Origin of the sequence: Leclercia sp. UBA2479, from assembly GCF_002341985.1 — a bacterium.
GTDB classification, from domain to species: domain Bacteria; phylum Pseudomonadota; class Gammaproteobacteria; order Enterobacterales; family Enterobacteriaceae; genus Enterobacter; species Enterobacter pneumoniae.
On sequence record NZ_DDPB01000004.1, the window covers coordinates 41,405 to 59,358 of the forward strand.

Annotated in this window: 14 protein-coding genes and 1 pseudogene; 12 read left to right on the plus strand and 3 right to left on the minus strand. The window is 53.1% G+C overall.

Going from position 1 to position 17,954, the window contains the following annotated elements; all coding sequences use genetic code 11:
* Window positions 1-7: 7 nt before the first annotated feature.
* Entirely contained in the window at window positions 8-1,648 is a 1,641-nt protein-coding gene (locus tag B3B59_RS03405; RefSeq protein WP_046887133.1) for a thiamine pyrophosphate-binding protein, read from the plus strand.
* Window positions 1,649-1,743: 95 nt separating this feature from the next.
* Here the strand turns inward: B3B59_RS03405 and B3B59_RS03410 are convergent.
* Together B3B59_RS03410 and B3B59_RS03415 are read right to left on the minus strand one after the other, a co-directional pair.
* A pseudogene (locus B3B59_RS03410) lies at window positions 1,744-3,012 on the minus strand (OprD family outer membrane porin).
* Between the two features lie 343 nt (window positions 3,013-3,355).
* The gene (locus B3B59_RS03415; RefSeq protein WP_040074110.1) at window positions 3,356-4,114 is read right to left on the minus strand and encodes a M48 family metallopeptidase; all 759 of its coding nucleotides are present in this window, start codon (window positions 4,112-4,114) and stop codon (window positions 3,356-3,358) included.
* Between the two features lie 273 nt (window positions 4,115-4,387).
* Between B3B59_RS03415 and tkt the strand changes: the two genes are divergently transcribed.
* The 11 genes from tkt to B3B59_RS03470 all read left to right on the plus strand — a co-directional run bounded on the left by tkt (window position 4,388) and on the right by B3B59_RS03470 (window position 16,769).
* Window positions 4,388-6,379 (plus strand): transketolase, encoded by a 1,992-nt coding sequence (gene tkt, locus B3B59_RS03420; RefSeq protein WP_040074111.1) that lies wholly within the window; start codon window positions 4,388-4,390, stop codon window positions 6,377-6,379.
* Between the two features lie 344 nt (window positions 6,380-6,723).
* Window positions 6,724-7,167 carry a PTS mannitol transporter subunit IIA gene (gene cmtB / locus B3B59_RS03425; RefSeq protein WP_286808089.1) on the plus strand — a complete coding sequence of 148 codons (444 nt, stop codon included), beginning with the start codon at window positions 6,724-6,726 and terminating at the stop codon, window positions 7,165-7,167.
* A gap of 27 nt (window positions 7,168-7,194) precedes the next feature.
* A complete protein-coding gene (locus tag B3B59_RS03430) occupies window positions 7,195-8,577 on the plus strand; it encodes a PTS mannitol transporter subunit IICB (RefSeq protein ID WP_286808090.1) in 1,383 nt (460 codons plus the stop codon).
* Between the two features lie 21 nt (window positions 8,578-8,598).
* Complete coding sequence (locus B3B59_RS03435) at window positions 8,599-9,876, plus strand: zinc-binding dehydrogenase (RefSeq protein WP_046887130.1); 1,278 nt, start codon at window positions 8,599-8,601, stop codon at window positions 9,874-9,876.
* Window positions 9,873-10,844 (plus strand): class II fructose-bisphosphatase, encoded by a 972-nt coding sequence (gene glpX, locus B3B59_RS03440; protein ID WP_286808091.1) that lies wholly within the window; start codon window positions 9,873-9,875, stop codon window positions 10,842-10,844. The genes B3B59_RS03435 and glpX overlap by 4 nt, the downstream gene beginning before the upstream one ends.
* 15 nt (window positions 10,845-10,859) lie before the next feature.
* Window positions 10,860-11,369 (plus strand): MltR family transcriptional regulator, encoded by a 510-nt coding sequence (locus tag B3B59_RS03445; protein WP_040074116.1) that lies wholly within the window; start codon window positions 10,860-10,862, stop codon window positions 11,367-11,369.
* Window positions 11,366-12,076 carry a nucleoside/nucleotide kinase family protein gene (locus tag B3B59_RS03450; protein ID WP_286808092.1) on the plus strand — a complete coding sequence of 237 codons (711 nt, stop codon included), beginning with the start codon at window positions 11,366-11,368 and terminating at the stop codon, window positions 12,074-12,076. Before B3B59_RS03445 ends, B3B59_RS03450 begins: the two co-directional genes overlap by 4 nt.
* Window positions 12,077-12,321: 245 nt before the next feature.
* Window positions 12,322-13,341 carry an erythrose-4-phosphate dehydrogenase gene (gene epd, locus B3B59_RS03455; protein ID WP_286808093.1) on the plus strand — a complete coding sequence of 340 codons (1,020 nt, stop codon included), beginning with the start codon at window positions 12,322-12,324 and terminating at the stop codon, window positions 13,339-13,341.
* Between the two features lie 49 nt (window positions 13,342-13,390).
* Complete coding sequence (gene pgk, locus B3B59_RS03460; RefSeq protein WP_040074119.1) at window positions 13,391-14,554, plus strand: phosphoglycerate kinase; 1,164 nt, start codon at window positions 13,391-13,393, stop codon at window positions 14,552-14,554.
* Window positions 14,555-14,643: 89 nt separating this feature from the next.
* Window positions 14,644-15,723 (plus strand): class II fructose-bisphosphate aldolase, encoded by a 1,080-nt coding sequence (fbaA, locus tag B3B59_RS03465; RefSeq protein ID WP_040074120.1) that lies wholly within the window; start codon window positions 14,644-14,646, stop codon window positions 15,721-15,723.
* A gap of 185 nt (window positions 15,724-15,908) precedes the next feature.
* Window positions 15,909-16,769, plus strand: a complete 861-nt coding sequence (locus B3B59_RS03470; protein ID WP_046887126.1) for a small-conductance mechanosensitive channel MscS — start codon at window positions 15,909-15,911, stop codon at window positions 16,767-16,769.
* A gap of 50 nt (window positions 16,770-16,819) precedes the next feature.
* Here the strand turns inward: B3B59_RS03470 and dctP are convergent, their stop codons facing one another.
* A complete protein-coding gene (gene dctP / locus B3B59_RS03475; protein WP_286808094.1) occupies window positions 16,820-17,872 on the minus strand; it encodes a TRAP transporter substrate-binding protein DctP in 1,053 nt (350 codons plus the stop codon).
* Window positions 17,873-17,954 lie beyond the last annotated feature (82 nt).

Here is a 17,954-nt window from a genome sequence, read left to right on the forward strand (position 1 = left end):
GTGAGCAATGAGCGAAATGATAACCGTCGGCGACGCCATCGCCAGAACGCTGGAGCAGTATCAGGTTGAGGCCATCTACGGCGTCATCTCTATCCACAACCTGCCAATCGCGGATGCGGTGGGGCAGCGGGGCAACATCCGCTTTGTGCCCGCGCGCGGCGAAGCGGGGTCCGTCACCATGGCCGACGCCCACGGACGCTTTTCCGGCCTTGGCGTGGCGCTGACCAGCACCGGCGCAGGGGCGGGCAACGCGGTGGGGGCGCTGGTGGAAGCCATGAACGCCTGTACGCCGCTGCTGCACCTGACCGGCCAGGTTGAAAAAGCCTGGCTGGATGCCGACACCGGGTTTATCCACGAAACCCGCGATCAGCTGACCTTCCTCAAGGCCAGCTCGAAACGGGCCTGGCGCATCAGCAATGCTCACCAGGCGGTCGCTATTCTCCATAAGGCCATTCAGGAGGCGCAGACGCCGCCGTGCGGGCCGGTTTCGGTGGAAATTCCGATTGATATCCAGGGGGCGAAGATCCCGGCCTCGCTGGTGACGGCACCGGTAAAATCCACCGCGCCGGACACCGTTGATAAGGCTGTGGTCGAGGCGCTCTGGGCGCAGCTTAAGCAGGCAAAACAGCCTCTGCTGTGGCTGGGCGGGGGGGCGCTGGGAAGCGCTGAGGCCGTGCAAAAGCTGGCGGATGCGGGCGTCACGGTGATCTCCAGCACCCACGCACGCGGCGTGCTGCCGGACAGCCATCGCGCCAGCCTGCGGGCGTTCCACAATTCACCGTCGGTCGAGGCGCTAATTGCCCGGTGCGACTTTACGCTGGTGGCAGGCTCACGCCTGCGCAGTAACGAAACCCGCTCGTGGACGCTCGAGCTGCCGCATCCCCGCGTGCAGATTGATATCGATCCGGCGGCGGCGAGCCGTAACTATCTAATGGATAACACCCTGGTCGCCGACTGTTCTGCGCTGCTGACGGCGCTGGCGAACAAAGCGCAGGGGCGCGAATGGGGCAATGCCCAGTGGGATGGGCAGGTTCAGCAGGCGGTGGCAACAGCAGAGCAGGGGCTGCGCGAGCAGTGCGGCGCCTATGCCAGGCTGAACGATGCTATCGACAACGCCCTGCCGAACGACGGCCTGCTGGTGCGGGATATCACCGTTTCCGGCAGCCTGTGGGGCAGCCGTCTGTTCCGCGCTAACGGCCCGCTGATGAACATTCACTCTCTGGCGGGGGCGATTGGTATGGGGCTGCCGATGGCGATCGGCACCGCGATTGCCAACCCGCAGCGCAAGGTGGTGGGGCTGGTAGGTGACGGCGGCCTGAGCCTTAACCTGGGGGAACTGGCAACGCTTGCCCAGGAGAAAGCGAACGTGACGCTGCTGATCATGAACGACGGCGGCTATGGCGTAATGCGCGGTATCCAGGATAAGTATTTCGGTGGGCGTCAATATTATAACGAACTGCACACACCGGACTTTACCCTGCTGGCGCAGGCGATTGGCCTGCAGGCGTGGAGCGTGGAGCGGGCCGAGGATTTTGACGCGGTGATGACGGAGGCGCTGTCAATGCCGGGGCCGTCGGTGGTAGAGGTGCGCATGGGGCAGATTGGCGCGCTGAAGTTTGCCGGGCCGCCGCAGAAGTCGCTGTATTGATTAGAGGATATAGCAACGTTAGCTGAGGTGCGGGTTGATTCCCCTCACCCCGGCCCTCTCCCTTTGGGAGAGGGTTAGAGTGAGGGGGGACAAACTTAAAACACGTTAAACGGATATTCCACGTAAGCGCGAAGCTCGTTGCCGCCGACGTTATAGTCGCTGGCGTTGCTGGAGACGCGCAGGACGGAATAGCGCAGTTTCAGCTTCAGATCTTTTGCGGGGCCATCCTGGACCTGGTATTGCACCTGGTTGAACCACTCGTGCTCTTTACCGTTGCTGGTTTCAGACGTTTTGATGTTATCGCCACGCACGTAGGCCGTGGTCCAGCTCAGACCCGGTAAGCCGAGGCCAGCGAAGTCCAGACCGTAAGAGGCCTGCCACGAACGTTCGTCTTCACCATTAAAATCAGACCAGTAGGAGTTCGCCAGCCAGATGGTGTTGCCGCCGTCGCCCACGCCGTCGCGATCGCGATAGCTACCATAGTGATAACCGGTGCTGCCGCTGCTCTGCTGGTACGCCACCTTAAAGGTATGAACGTCCCAGATATAGCTGGCCGCCAGGCTCCAGATGCTATTGCTGCGACCGGTGTTGAGGTCGTTGGCATAGCCCTGATCCAGACGAGAGTTATAGCCGTTAAAGTCGAGTACCAGCTGTTGGCCAGTGCTGAACGGTTGTTTGAAGTTCAGACCCAGGTACTGCTTGTTCATCACCTCTTCATTGTGAGAGGCGTACAGCGCGCCGCTGAACTGATCGTTAAATTGATAGCTTGCGCCGCCGAAGGTAAGGCTCTTCAGACCGCTATCGTGGCGATCGTCACTCTTACGCTGCTCGTCGGTAAAGTAACCCGCGTTAACTTCCAGACCGTCGATCTCTTTAGAGGTTAACAGCGCGCCGGTATAGCTTTCGAACAGCAGGCGCGAGCTGTCGGAGGTGACAATCGGTAACGCAGGACGCTGGTTGCCGTAGCTCAGCACGGTATTGGAGATGCGCATTTTGGCGGTCGCGCCAAATTTTGCCAGTTCGGACTTCGCGCGGCCATCATCTTCCTGCCTGAAGAAGTCGATACCGCCCGCGCCGCTCTTGCCGCGGCCACCGTCGAGACGCACGCCGTACTGCGCAATGCCGTCGACGCCAAAGCCTACCAGCCCTTCGGTATAACCGGATTCAAAAGTTGCAACGATCCCCTGACCCCATTCGGCCTTGTCCTTCTGGCTTTGATGGTAGTCGCGGCTGATGTATGCGTTACGGAAAAACAGGTCCAGATGGCTGTCGTCAATAAAACCCTAGCTGTCAGATTGCTGGCTTGCAACGGCGGGAAGGGCCGAAAATAAACCTAATGCGATTAACGATAATTCTTTTTTCACGGAAGGAACTTCTCTTTCTAAATAATATCAAATTGCGTTGCTGCGTATTTGATAGTTACCTGAAAGATAAATGATTGCAATGGTTATGTGACGCGCTGTAACGCGCCGGGCCACTGGCCGCGTGGTTCTCCGGCGCAAGGGGTAGACTATTTTATATTTCGACAGAAGGGATACAGGCAGCGATAAAAATGGCAGAGTCATTTGCTCTTAATATATTTCACTGAGACAGGCTGAAATATCGAATAACCCGCTTTGATTGCTATCAGGGAATATTAACAATCTGTGCGGTAATATTGGCAATTGGTGCGAAATAAAAAGGAGGCGATATCGCCTCCTTTTTGTTTTATTTAATGCCGTCAGCCGCCATTCTGTCGCGTACATGCTGTGCACGTTCTGCGGAGGCCGGGTGATCGTCAAACATAGAACTTGCACGACCCTCTTCCAGTTTGGCCAGTTTTTCGAAGCTGGTGGCTAAACCGGATGGGTTGATGCCGCGTTTGCGCAACAGATCATAGGAGTAGTCATCGGCCTCTGACTCCTGACGCTGTGAGAACTGAGAGTTCACCAGTTTTTCGCCCAGATCGCCCAGCTGTGACTGAGACAGGCTACCGACGATGCCGCCTGCAGAAGCGGCGGCCACGCGCACGGCGTTGGTGCCCAGCGCAACCTGCATGCCTCTCTTCACGTGACCGAGCGCCACGTGACCCATTTCATGGCCGATCACCGCTTCGACTTCGTTATCGGTCATCATATCCATCAGCCCGCTGTAGACGCGGATACAGCCATTCGCCATCGCGAAGGCGTTCACGTCTTTCGCCATGTATACCTTGTAGTTTACCGGCTGGCCGTTGATGTTATCGCCCAGTGCGGAAGCAATCTTGGTCAGACGCTGCGAGTAGGTGCTATTAGCCGGCGCGACGGTGGCTTTGCCATCCATCTCTTTACAGGCTTCATCGCTGAGGGCTTTAACCTGAGCATCGCTCAGGCTGTAGGCCTGAAAGGCTTCGGCACCGGAGCTCATCAGACCGTTGGAGTTCATGTTCTGACAGCCACTTAAAAGCAGAGTGGTACCCAGAGCCAGCACTATTGCACGCATTTTCATTATGTTGCTTCCGTACTCGTTGAATTCGATAAATTCTGAAAGTACTCCAGGGCAGCGAAGCCGGAGTTTCACTCAGTATAAAGAATATAAATCACGCCGGGCGAGAAGATTGCGCAACATGCGAGCGTGTTCCAGAGATTTCTTAACAGGCAAAAGAATGGTCCATGTACATGCTTTGTCGCTTGGGTTACATTGTTGGCACTTTTTTCCGGCGTAGCCCAAAACGCGCTGTCGTCAAGGGTATGGCCTTTAACAGTCCGATCTGGAGTCAAAATGTCTTCACGTAAAGAGCTTGCAAATGCTATCCGTGCGCTGAGCATGGACGCAGTACAAAAAGCCAAATCTGGCCACCCGGGTGCCCCGATGGGCATGGCTGATATTGCCGAAGTCCTGTGGCGTGATTTCCTGAACCATAACCCGCAGAACCCAGCATGGGCTGACCGCGACCGCTTCGTGCTGTCCAACGGCCACGGCTCAATGCTGATCTATAGCCTGCTGCATCTCACTGGCTATGATCTGCCAATCGAAGAGCTGAAAAACTTCCGTCAGCTGCATTCTAAAACTCCAGGTCACCCGGAAGTGGGTTACACCGCTGGCGTAGAAACCACCACCGGCCCGCTGGGTCAGGGTATTGCTAACGCAGTCGGTATGGCGATTGCCGAAAAAACGCTGGCAGCGCAGTTTAACCGTCCGGGCCATGACATCGTTGATCACTTCACCTACGCATTCCTGGGTGACGGCTGCATGATGGAAGGCATTTCTCACGAAGTGTGCTCCCTGGCCGGTACCCTGAAGCTGGGCAAACTGGTTGCGTTCTACGATGACAACGGCATCTCTATCGATGGTCACGTTGAAGGCTGGTTCACTGACGATACCGCAGCCCGTTTCGAAGCCTACGGCTGGCACGTGGTGCGTGGCGTTGATGGCCACGATGCTGACTCGATTAAACGCGCAGTAGAAGAAGCACGTGCGGTGACGGATAAACCATCCCTGCTGATGTGCAAAACCATCATTGGTTTCGGTTCCCCGAATAAAGCTGGCACCCACGACTCCCACGGTGCGCCGCTGGGCGACGCAGAAATTGCGCTGACCCGTGAAGCGCTGGGCTGGAAACACCCTGCCTTCGAAATCCCGTCTGAGATCTATGCACAGTGGGATGCGAAAGAAATGGGTCAGGCGAAAGAGTCCGCATGGAACGAGAAATTCGCTGCCTATGCGAAAGCTTTCCCACAGGAAGCCGCTGAATTCACCCGTCGCATGAAAGGCGAAATGCCATCTGATTTCGATGCGAAAGCCAACGAATTCATCGCTAAACTGCAGGCTAATCCGTCTAAAATCGCGAGCCGTAAAGCGTCTCAGAATGCGATTGAAGCGTTCGGTCCCTGGCTTCCAGAATTCCTGGGCGGCTCCGCTGACCTGGCACCGTCTAACCTGACTATCTGGTCCGGTTCTAAGCCAATCAACGAAGACACTGCCGGTAACTACATTCATTACGGCGTGCGCGAATTCGGCATGACCGCGATTGCTAACGGTATCTCCCTGCACGGTGGTTTCCTGCCGTACACCTCAACCTTCCTGATGTTCGTTGAGTACGCGCGTAACGCCGTGCGTATGGCTGCGCTGATGAAACAGCGTCAGGTGATGGTCTACACCCACGACTCTATCGGTCTGGGCGAAGATGGCCCAACTCACCAGCCGGTTGAGCAGGTAGCTTCCCTGCGCGTGACCCCGAACATGTCTACCTGGCGTCCATGTGACCAGGTTGAATCCGCGGTAGCGTGGAAATACGGCGTTGAGCGTCAGGACGGCCCGACCGCGCTGATCCTCTCCCGTCAGAACCTGGCACAGCAGGAGCGTACTCCTGAGCAGCTGGCTAACATCGCGCGCGGTGGTTACGTGCTGAAAGATTGCGCAGGCCAGCCTGAGTTGATCTTCATCGCTACCGGTTCTGAAGTTGAGCTGGCCGTAGCGGCATGGGAAAAACTGACTGCCGAAGGCGTGAAGGCGCGCGTGGTGTCCATGCCGTCTACCGATGCGTTCGACAAGCAGGATGCGGCATACCGTGAATCCGTATTGCCTAAAGCGGTTTCCGCTCGCGTGGCAGTGGAAGCCGGTATCGCAGACTACTGGTTCAAATACGTGGGCCTGAACGGCGCTATCGTTGGTATGACCACCTTCGGTGAGTCTGCACCAGCGGAGCAGCTGTTCGAAGAGTTCGGCTTCACCGTTGAGAACGTAGTCGCGAAAGCGAAAGCGTTGCTGTAATTGATATTTTCCCCGGCGCGTTATACGCCCGGGGCTGAAATCGCAAAGCCAGGCAGACCAAAAGTCGCCTGGTTTTTTTATGGCTAAGATCACGAATTAAATGTGAAGCAATAGCTGAAACTTGATTTTTATCACAAATTTTAATAATAGGTATTTTGTATATCTGCAGTGAAGATCCCATTTAAACAGTTGCAAAATTAAATTATCTTCACAAATAATTGTTTAATAACGTTTTGATTTTTTCCATTAGTATTGACCTTTCGTATTTGCTTAATTTGCCTTAAAGCATTTCCCCGCGTATTTTATTTTTACGTTCAGCCCGAACCTAAAATAAGAGGGTGATTATGCGACTTATAAGTTATTTTCCCGATGAATCAATAAAGATAAAACATTCCGCTGATAACTGGCAGCAAGCCATTGATCACAGTATGGCATCATTGCTAAAAAATGGTTATGTCAACGCGCAATATATTCAGGCCATTAAAGATACAACGCAGCATAACGGACCCTATTATATTTTGGCTCCCGGTGTTGCGATGCCCCACGCCAGACCAGAACATGGCGCATTAAAAACAGGCATGTCTTTAACCTTATTAAAGCAAGGAGTCATGTTCGATAATAATGATGAACCTGTAAAGCTATTAATCGGGTTATCGGCGGCTGACGCAGATTCACATATTGAGGCAATCCAGGCCCTCAGTGAGTTATTATCAGAGGAAGAAAACTTAACGTCTTTGTTAGATTGTGATACAGAAAAACAACTCACCGATATTATTGCTAACGCTTAATCACGCTTTCCTTTACAGGATACTATTATGGAAAATAAGTCTGCTCGCGCTAAAGTCCAGGCTTTTGGTGGCTTTTTAACGGCGATGGTCATCCCTAATATTGGCGCCTTTATTGCCTGGGGATTCATTACTGCGTTATTTATTCCTACAGGCTGGCTACCCAATGAGCATTTCGCAAAAATAGTCGGTCCGATGATTACCTATTTACTGCCGATGATGATTGGTTCCACCGGGGGGCATCTGATTGGCGGAAAACGTGGCGCGGTAATGGGGGGCATCGGCACCATTGGGGTGATCGTGGGCGCGGATATCCCGATGTTCCTGGGCTCCATGATCATGGGACCGCTAGGGGGGCTGATCATTAAACAGATCGACCGGGCTTTAGAGAAACGCATCCCGGCCGGTTTTGAGATGGTGATCAACAATTTTTCACTCGGTATCTCGGGCATGCTGCTTTGCCTGCTCGGATTTGAAGTGATTGGCCCGGCGGTTCTGATTGCCAATACCTTTGTTAAAGAGTGCATCGAGGCGCTGGTGCATGCGGGCTATCTCCCTCTGTTATCGGTAATTAATGAACCGGCCAAAATTCTGTTCCTGAATAATGCTATCGATCAGGGAGTCTACTATCCGCTGGGCATGCAGCAGGCTTCCGTAGAGGGTAAGTCCATCTTCTTTATGGTGGCCTCTAACCCTGGGCCAGGGCTCGGCTTGCTCCTCGCGTTTTCCTTCTTTGGCAAGGGGATGAGTAAACGCTCGGCGCCCGGAGCAATGATCATTCATTTCCTTGGCGGCATTCATGAACTCTATTTCCCGTATGTCCTGATGAAACCCCTGACGCTGATAGGCATGATTGCAGGGGGGATGGCTGGCACCTGGACCTTTAATGTGCTCGGCGGCGGACTGGTGGCTGGACCGAGCCCAGGATCCATTTTTGCCTATCTCGCCTTAACGCCGAAGGGGTCATTTATCGCCACCCTCGCGGGTGTTGCCGTAGGGACCCTGGTGACCTTCGCCGTGACCTCATTGATTTTGAAAATGGAAAAATCCGTGGAAACGGAAAAGGAAGATCGCTTTACGGAATCAACCCAGGCGATGAAATCCATGAAGCAGGCGGGCACATTTTCTCTCAAGAACGTTAAGCGAATTGCTTTTGTATGTGATGCAGGAATGGGATCAAGCGCAATGGGCGCGACAACATTCCGTAAACGGCTTGAGAAGAGTGGTCTTGTTATCGAGGTAAAACATTATGCCATTGAAAATATTCCCGCCGATGCGGATATGGTGGTGACGCATGCCAGTTTTGAAGGGCGCGTAAAACGAGTATCAGAAAAGCCACTCATTCTTATTAATAATTATATCGGCGACCCACAGCTTGATGTGCTGTTCAAAAAACTCACTGCTGAAATCTAATCAAATTCATAGAGGTTTATCATGAAAACAAAAGTCGCCGCGATATACGGTAAGGGTGATGTACGTTTACGCGAATTCGAACTGCCTGCGATTACCGATAATGAATTACTGGTGAGCGTTATTTCGGATAGCGTCTGTTTATCTACCTGGAAAGCGGCAATGCTGGGAAGCGATCATAAACGCGTACCGGATGATTTAGAAAACCATCCCGTTATTACCGGGCACGAATGTGCAGGCGTTATTGTTGAGGTAGGGAAAAACCTGGTCGGGAAATATAAAAAAGGACAACGTTTTGTTTTACAACCCGCCATGGGGTTACCGAGCGGTTATTCGGCCGGGTATAGCTATGAGTATTTTGGTGGCAACGCGACCTATATGATTATTCCGGAAATAGCGGTAAATCTGGGCTGCGTATTACCTTATAGCGGCTCCTATTTTGCCGCCGCATCGCTGGCGGAGCCAACCTGTTGCATTATTGGCGCCTATAAAGCGAATTACCATACTACGCAATATGTCTACGAACATCGAATGGGAATAAAGCCCGGTGGTAATCTGGCCCTGCTGGCCTGTGCCGGGCCGATGGGAATTGGTGCAATAGATTACGCCATTAACGGCGGTATTCAGCCTGCTCGTATTGTGGTGGTTGATATTGATGAAACTCGCCTGGCGCAGGCCCGTAAACTATTACCCGTTGAACTGGCGGCCCAAAAGGGCATTGAGCTCATTTATATCAACACGTCGGGTATGGAAAATCCTGCGGCGGCTTTGCGCGCGCTGACTAACGATGTCGGTTTTGACGACGTCTTTGTTTATGCAGCGGTTGCGTCAGTGGTTGAGATGGCCGACGAACTGCTGGCGGAGGATGGCTGCCTTAACTTCTTCGCCGGCCCTACGGATAAAGCCTTCAAGGTTCCCTTCAACTTTTATAACGTGCATTACAACAGCACGCACGTGGTGGGCACCTCAGGCGGCTCAACTGACGATATGAAAGAAGCGATAGCGCTTAGCGCCTCAGGGAAGCTGCAACCCTCCTTTATGGTGACACATATCGGCGGGCTGGATGCGGTACCTGAAACTGTCCTCAATTTGCCCAACATTCCGGGGGGTAAAAAGCTCATCTACAACGGTGTGACCATGCCTTTGACGGCGATTGCCGATTTTGCCGAGAAAGGGAAGACCGACCCGTTGTTTAACGCGTTGGCCAGGTTGGTTGCCGAAACGCATGGCATCTGGAATGAGCAGGCAGAAAAATATCTTCTGGCGCACTTTGGCGTTGATACCGGGGAGGCATTGGCATGATGTCGCTTGCCTGGCCGCTGTTTCGCACAACGGAGCAGGCGGCGCTTGCTGCCTGGCCTCAAATCGGGTGCGGTGACAAAAATAAAATCGACGGACTGGCGGTAAGCTCAATGCGTCAGTCTCTCAACAATATGCTGATACGTGGCCGCATTGTTATTGGCGAGGGTGAAATTGACCATGCGCCAATGCTGTGGATTGGCGAAGAGGTCGGACAGGGCTGCGGGCCTCGCGTGGATATTGCGGTTGATCCTATCGAAGGTACCCGGATGGTGGCGATGGGGCAAAACAATGCCCTGGCGGTAATGGCGTTTGCGCCAACGGGGAGTTTGCTTCATGCCCCCGATATGTATATGAAAAAGCTGGTGGTGAACCGGCTGGCGAAGGGGGCCATTGATCTCCATTTACCGCTGGTCGACAATCTACGTAATGTGGCGCAGGCGCTGGGTAAACCTCTGGACAAATTGCGGCTGGTCACGCTCGATAAGCCCCGAATGCGGGCGACCATTGATGAAGCAACCGCTCTTGGCGTGAAGGTCTTTGCCTTACCCGACGGAGACGTGGCGGCAAGCGTAATGACCTGTCTGCGGGATAATCAGTACGATGTGATGTATACCCTCGGTGGCGCGCCAGAAGGGGTGATCTCCGCCTGTGCGGTCGCGGCACTGGGGGGAGATATGCAGGCAGAGCTTATCGACTTTTGTCAGGCGAAAGGGGAGTCGGAAGAGAATCATCGTATCGCCGCCAGCGAACGCCTGCGCTGTGAAGCAATGGGCGTGGTGATAAACCGCGTCTACTCACTGGGCGAACTCGTTGCAGGAGAGGACGTTATTTTCTCCGCCACGGGCGTGACCGGAGGGGATCTCGTCAATGGCATTCAACAGGTGACGGACGGCGTGCGCACGCAAACTTTACTCATCGGCGGCGCGGACCGGACGTGTAATATTATAGACTCTCTGCATTCATGGTGATTTATCGAGAAACGAATGACGACGCTAATCGAAGATGACGTAATTGAGCAACTGGATGCTCAGACGGATTTACTCGCGTTTATGGCAAAAGCAAATGAGATCTTGCTGCTGGGTATCAGACGTTTTCTGCCGTCGTTGTTCGTCAATAATGATGAAGAAATTGTGGAATATGCAGTGAAGCCGTTACTCGCGCAAAGCGGGCCGTTAGACGATATTACCGTGGCGCTGCGTTTGATTTTTGCCCTGGGGAAAATGGAGAAATGGTTGTATGCCGATATCACCCATTTCTCGCAGTTCTATCACTATCTTCAGGAGCAAAAAGAGATCCCGGGTTTTGCAGATGACATCACCTGGGATTTCATCAGCAACGTGAATAGCATTACCCGCAATGCCACCTTATTTAACGCCCTTGAGTCGATGAAGTTTGCTGACTTTGCCGCGTGGTCTGAAGTGCGGTTTACGGGCATGGTCAAAACGGCAATGACGCTGGCGATAACGGCAATACTTAAGGAATTAGACCCGTGAAAATTAGCCTGACGGTGAATGGATTACCGGTTGACGCTCAGTATTCAGATGATGAAATCCAAAACGTACATCTTCCCTTGCTACAGCACATAGCGAAGCGACACAGGGAGAACCCGCAATCCAGAACCGTTGTTTTCCTCAGCGCCCCCCCGGGGACAGGTAAATCGACGCTCACAACGTTCTGGGAGTACCTCTCCCGGCAAGCCCCCGACCTGCCCAGCATCCAGACGCTGCCGATGGACGGTTTCCATCACTACAACGCCTGGCTGGACGCCAACCATTTACGCACGTTTAAAGGCGCTCCGGAGACCTTTAACGTTGATAAACTTGCCGCAAATTTGGCTCAGCTTCGCGAGCCAATCGCACACTGGCCGCAGTATGACAGACAAAAACACGATCCTGTCGAAGCGGCTATTACGGTAACGGCGAGTATTGCGATCGTTGAAGGCAACTGGCTCCTGCTTGATGACGAAAAATGGAAAGCGCTGGAAGTATTTTGTGATTTATCGGTTTTTATCACAGCCCCACCATCGGCGCTGCGTGAACGGCTGGTGCAGCGCAAGATAGCAGGGGGGTTATCACCAGACGAGGCGCAGGCATTTTATCTGCGCACAGATGGCCCGAACGTCGATCGTGTGCTTAGCCAGAGTCGCCAGGCTGATGTGGTATTGCAGATGACGGCAGCAGGGGAATACAGGTTTGCCTGACTGGAATAATTGGACGCGCTTTTAACGGAGAAAATGTGACGCAAGTCAGATAAATGGCGAATCACTCCGCTGGAACGTTCCTTTTATTCCACGTTTCGCTTATTCTGGCTGAAGCGTTTCAGTCGATTATGTGTTCGACAAATGACCAATCAGTTGCAGTTTGTGACAGGCAAGCATTCCCCTCTGAGCGTCGCTGCATTACTCTGTCAGCCACCTCGAATCAAGGATAGCCTTGCAGGAGACTTATGACCGTACGCATAGCGATTAATGGCTTCGGTCGCATCGGACGCAACGTGGTTCGTGCTTTATATGAATCCGGGCGCCGTGCGGAAATCACCGTGGTGGCAATCAATGAACTGGCCGATGCTGCTGGCATGGCGCATTTGTTGAAATATGACACCAGCCATGGGCGCTTTGCCTGGGACGTTCGTCAGGAAAGAGAGCAGCTTTTTGTCGGTGACGATGCCATTCGGGTTCTGCATGAACGCAGCCTTGATGCGCTGCCCTGGCGCGAGTTGGGCATAGATGTGGTGCTCGACTGCACCGGCGTATACGGCAGCCGCGAGCATGGCGAAGCGCATCTTGCGGCGGGCGCGAAAAAGGTTCTTTTCTCTCATCCTGGCGGCAACGATCTCGATGCTACTGTGGTCTATGGTGTGAATCACCATGAACTGCAAGCTGAACACCGCCTTGTCTCCAATGCTTCCTGCACCACCAACTGCATTATTCCGGTCATTAAACTGTTAGATGATGCGTATGGCATCGAGTCGGGTACCGTCACCACAATCCACTCTGCCATGCACGATCAGCAGGTTATTGATGCCTATCATCCTGACCTGCGACGCACGCGTGCTGCGAGCCAGTCGATTATCCCGGTAGACACCAAACTGGCCGCCGGTATTTCGCGCATTTTCCCGCAGTTTAACGACCGTTTTGAAGCCATTGCCGTGCGCGTACCGACCATCAACGTGACGGCAATTGACCTCAGCGTTACCGTGAAAAAACCGGTAAAAGCCTGTGAAGTCAACCTGTTGCTGCAAAAAGCGGCACAGCAAGCATTTCATGGTATAGTTGACTATACGGAATTACCGTTGGTCTCAATTGATTTCAACCACGATCCGCACAGTGCCATTGTCGATGGCACCCAAACGCGGGTCAGTGGAGCGCACTTAATCAAAACGCTGGTCTGGTGCGACAACGAATGGGGCTTTGCTAACCGGATGCTCGACACCACGTTAGCAATGGCCGCTAAAGGTTTCAGGTAAGGCGCGTAAAGCGCCTGCAAAACTTTAAGAATCAACGAGAGGATTCACCATGTCTGTAATTAAGATGACCGATCTGGATCTGGCTGGTAAACGCGTTTTCATCCGTGCAGATCTGAACGTACCGGTTAAAGACGGCAAAGTGACCAGTGACGCGCGTATCCGTGCTTCTCTGCCGACCATCGAGCTGGCCCTGAAACAAGGCGCTAAAGTGATGGTAACTTCCCACCTGGGTCGTCCGACCGAAGGCGAGTACAACGAAGAGTTCTCTCTGCTGCCGGTTGTTAATTACCTGAAAGACAAACTGTCCAGCCCGGTGCGCCTGGTAAAAGATTACCTGGATGGCGTTGAAGTGGCTGAAGGCGAGCTGGTAGTGCTGGAAAACGTTCGCTTTAACAAAGGCGAAAAGAAAGACGACGAAGCGCTGTCCAAAAAATATGCTGCACTCTGTGACGTATTCGTTATGGATGCTTTTGGTACCGCTCACCGCGCGCAAGCCTCTACCCACGGTATCGGTAAATTCGCTGATGTCGCCTGTGCAGGCCCACTGCTGGCTGACGAACTGGAAGCACTGGGTAAAGCCCTGAAAGAACCAGCACGTCCAATGGTTGCTATCGTCGGCGGTTCTAAAGTGTCTACCAAACTGACCGTTCTGGACTCTCTGTCCAAAATCGCGGACCAGCTGATCGTTGGCGGTGGTATCGCAAACACCTTCGTCGCGGCCCAGGGCCACAACGTGGGTAAATCCCTGTACGAAGCCGATCTGGTTGATGAAGCGAAACGCCTGCTGACTACCTGCGATATCCCGGTTCCAACCGACGTTCGCGTGGCGACCGAGTTCTCTGAAACCGCGACCGCGACCCTGAAATCTGTCTCTGATATTAAAGATGAAGAGCAGATTCTGGACCTCGGCGACGTCTCTGCACAGCGTCTGGCAGAGATCCTGAAAAACGCCAAAACCATTCTGTGGAATGGCCCGGTTGGCGTGTTCGAATTCCCGAACTTCCGTAAAGGTACTGAAACCGTGGCTAACGCGATTGCTGACAGCGAAGCGTTCTCCATCGCAGGCGGTGGTGATACCCTGGCGGCAATCGACCTGTTCGGTATTTCCGACAAAATCTCCTACATCTCCACTGGCGGCGGCGCATTCCTCGAATTCGTGGAAGGCAAAGTTCTGCCGGCAGTAGCAATGCTCGAAGAGCGCGCGAAGAAGTAAGCCATTTAAGGGCAGGGTAACCTGCCCAATTATTAGCGCGCTTTAAAGCACGCATCCCTTTCCAAGGCCGAAGATACAGGACTCGCAACATGTCTAAAATTTTTGATTTCGTAAAACCTGGCGTAATCACCGGTGATGACGTTCAGAAAGTGTTCCAGGTAGCTAAAGAAAACAACTTTGCTCTGCCTGCTGTTAACTGCGTGGGTACCGACTCCATCAACGCCGTACTGGAAGCCGCTGCGAAAGTTAAAGCACCGGTTATCGTTCAGTTCTCCAACGGTGGTGCTGCGTTCATCGCAGGTAAAGGCGTGAAAACTGACGTTCCTCAGGGCGCGGCTATCCTGGGTGCTATCTCTGGTGCACACCATGTACACCAGATGGCTGAACATTACGGTGTTCCAGTCATCCTGCACACTGACCACTGCGCGAAGAAACTGCTGCCGTGGATCGATGGTCTGCTGGATGCGGGTGAAAAACACTACGCAGCTACCGGCAAGCCACTGTTCTCTTCTCACATGATTGACCTGTCTGAAGAGTCTCTGGAAGAGAACATCGAGATCTGCTCCAAATATCTGGCGCGTATGGCCAAAATGGACATGACTCTGGAAATCGAACTGGGTTGCACCGGTGGTGAAGAAGACGGCGTGGACAACAGCCACATGGACGCTTCTGCCCTGTACACTCAGCCAGAAGATGTTGATTACGCTTACACCGAGCTGAGCAAAATCAGCCCACGCTTCACTATCGCAGCGTCCTTCGGTAACGTGCATGGCGTTTACAAACCAGGTAACGTGGTTCTGACCCCGACCATCCTGCGTGATTCTCAGGAATACGTTTCTAAGAAACACAACCTGCCGCACAACAGCCTGAACTTCGTCTTCCACGGCGGTTCCGGTTCTTCTGCTCAGGAAATCAAAGATTCCGTCAGCTACGGCGTTATCAAAATGAACATCGATACCGATACCCAATGGGCAACCTGGGACGGTATCCTGCAGTACTACAAAACCAACGAAGCGTATCTGCAAGGTCAGCTGGGTAACCCGAAAGGCGAAGACCAGCCGAACAAGAAATACTACGATCCGCGCGTATGGCTGCGTGCTGCCCAGTCATCCATGGTGACGCGTCTGGAGCAGGCCTTCAAAGAGCTGAACGCGGTTGACGTTCTGTAATTTGCGCTGCTAACAGCCTCAGAAAGGCCCGCCTGTGCGGGCCTTTTTTTATGCTTTTTCAATAAGCTGTAAATCCTGATTTTGTGATCTGTTTGGCAAAACCCTGGCTTTTTGTTTACCCTTTACTCACTTGCCTGTCCCTCTGTGGGAGGGTTCTGACGTTGAATGAGCATAAGGATAGATAAATGGAAGATCTCGGTGTTGTAGATAGCATCAATAACGCTGGCTCCTGGCTGGTGCGTAACCAGGCGCTACTGCTGAGTTATGCGGTAAACATCGTTGCGGCGATTGCGATCATCATCATCGGGATGATTGTCGCGCGAATCATTTCGAATGCGGTTAACCGCGTAATGCGCGCGCGTCACATTGATGCCACGGTTGCGGACTTTCTCTCCGCGCTGGTTCGTTACGGTATTATTGCCTTTACGCTGATCGCCGCGCTTGGCCGCGTCGGGGTGCAAACGGCATCGGTTATCGCCGTATTGGGTGCCGCCGGTCTGGCGATTGGCCTGGCGTTGCAGGGCTCCCTGTCGAACCTGGCGGCTGGCGTGCTGCTGGTGACCTTCCGCCCGTTCCGCTCCGGCGAGTACGTTGATCTGGGTGGGGTGGCAGGTACGGTATTGCAGGTGCAGATCTTCTCTACCACTATGCGTACCGTAGATGGCCGTATCGTGGTCATCCCGAACGGTAAAATCATCGCTAATAACATCATCAACTTCTCACGCGAACCGGTACGTCGTAACGAGTTTATTATTGGTGTCGCGTATGATTCTGATATTGATAAAGTGAAACAGCTGCTCACCAACATCATCGACTCCGACGATCGTATTCTGAACGATCGTGAAAAGACGGTGCGTCTCAACGAGCTGGGTGCCTCATCAATTAACTTTGTGGTTCGTGTCTGGAGTAACAGCAGCGATCTGCAGAGCGTTTACTGGGACGTACTGGAGCGCATCAAACGTGATTTCGATGCCAACGGTATTAGCTTCCCGTATCCGCAGATGGACGTTAACTTTAAGCGAGTGAAAGAGAACGCGAGTGAATAACTGACACCCGTTTAATGACGCCCACGCATCGCGGGGGCGTCGTTTAAAGGCTATTTTTGCAAGGCATCCTTAAGCGCTAATCCCACGGCACGCATTATCAGAGCGGCATCTTTATTGCCTTTCTCTTCCTGAATCTGGATCCATTCTGCCTGTACCTGTTGATAATTCGTGGCTTCCTGCCAACGCGCGAGCTCTGCATGGCTCAGGATGTGAAGGTGAGCCCCCTCTTTTGCCATCCGCTTACCCAGGGAACGAACACTCTTGTCGAGTAGCGTGCCCAGTTGCTTTTCCGTTGATGCCGCCGCCCGTTGAATGGCAGCCTGATCTTTTGCATCCAGCGCCGCCCACACCTCTTTATTAATCGCTAATAGATAAACATGTCCCAGCCACATCGCGGGAGAGTAACTTACCCACGGCGCAGCGCGCTGCGCCTGAATGTCCCAGGCGCTATCAAGATTTACCAGAAGACCATCAAGCTGCCCGCTGCGCAACGCCCCGCTAATGTTGTTGTTCCAGGGCATTGAGATTGGCGTTCCTCCCGCGTTCCTGAGCCACGCCTGGTGCCAAAAGCTGGCTGTGCGCCAGCGGGTTCCCTCCAGCGCATCGAACCGTAGCGACGGTACCGTGCTGAAAAATCCGGCTGGATAGCCCAGGAAAAATTGCAGATTGATCAGGTTGTTGTTGTTCAGCTCGCAGCTGAACTGTGGATTCTGCAAAAATATGTGTTTAAAAAAGGCGACCTGAGCTGCGCCCGTATCCGGCCCAACAGGGAAGCTTTTGAAAATCTGGTGCAGAGGGAGTTGGGCGGGTGAATACTCCGGAACCACAATACCCATATCCGCTATTTTGCCCTCGGCAACGGTGGTAAGCGCATTGTAGCTGGCGGAGAGCTCACCTCCCCAGTGAGCTTCTATTTTTACCTTTCCCTGAGATTCACGCTCAACTGCATGGAAAAAAATCTCGTTGATGGCTCGTGTTCGCATGTTGCCATAGGGTTCGTGATCGGTGTAGCGCAACACAGTTTGCGCGTGGCCAACAGCGCAGGACATGAAAAGGGCAGTGAGAACTAACGACAGACAAAACATTCTACGATGATGTTTCATACCAATCCCTGGTGAGTTAAATAAACGGAATTGATTCTGTTATACAATAATCACCACTGCCATTAATTATTTTAATTAACAA

Bases quoted from the DNA above. Each gene is read 5' to 3' on its own strand.
- B3B59_RS03405 (WP_046887133.1), top strand. From the start codon at position 8: ATGAGCGAAATGATAACCGTCGGCGACGCCATCGCCAGAACGCTGGAG.
- B3B59_RS03415 (WP_040074110.1), bottom strand. From the start codon at position 4,114: ATGAAAATGCGTGCAATAGTGCTGGCTCTGGGTACCACTCTGCTTTTA.
- tkt (WP_040074111.1), top strand. From the start codon at position 4,388: ATGTCTTCACGTAAAGAGCTTGCAAATGCTATCCGTGCGCTGAGCATG.
- cmtB (WP_286808089.1), top strand. From the start codon at position 6,724: ATGCGACTTATAAGTTATTTTCCCGATGAATCAATAAAGATAAAACAT.
- B3B59_RS03430 (WP_286808090.1), top strand. From the start codon at position 7,195: ATGGAAAATAAGTCTGCTCGCGCTAAAGTCCAGGCTTTTGGTGGCTTT.
- B3B59_RS03435 (WP_046887130.1), top strand. From the start codon at position 8,599: ATGAAAACAAAAGTCGCCGCGATATACGGTAAGGGTGATGTACGTTTA.
- glpX (WP_286808091.1), top strand. From the start codon at position 9,873: ATGATGTCGCTTGCCTGGCCGCTGTTTCGCACAACGGAGCAGGCGGCG.
- B3B59_RS03445 (WP_040074116.1), top strand. From the start codon at position 10,860: ATGACGACGCTAATCGAAGATGACGTAATTGAGCAACTGGATGCTCAG.
- epd (WP_286808093.1), top strand. From the start codon at position 12,322: ATGACCGTACGCATAGCGATTAATGGCTTCGGTCGCATCGGACGCAAC.
- pgk (WP_040074119.1), top strand. From the start codon at position 13,391: ATGTCTGTAATTAAGATGACCGATCTGGATCTGGCTGGTAAACGCGTT.
- fbaA (WP_040074120.1), top strand. From the start codon at position 14,644: ATGTCTAAAATTTTTGATTTCGTAAAACCTGGCGTAATCACCGGTGAT.
- B3B59_RS03470 (WP_046887126.1), top strand. From the start codon at position 15,909: ATGGAAGATCTCGGTGTTGTAGATAGCATCAATAACGCTGGCTCCTGG.
- dctP (WP_286808094.1), bottom strand. From the start codon at position 17,872: ATGAAACATCATCGTAGAATGTTTTGTCTGTCGTTAGTTCTCACTGCC.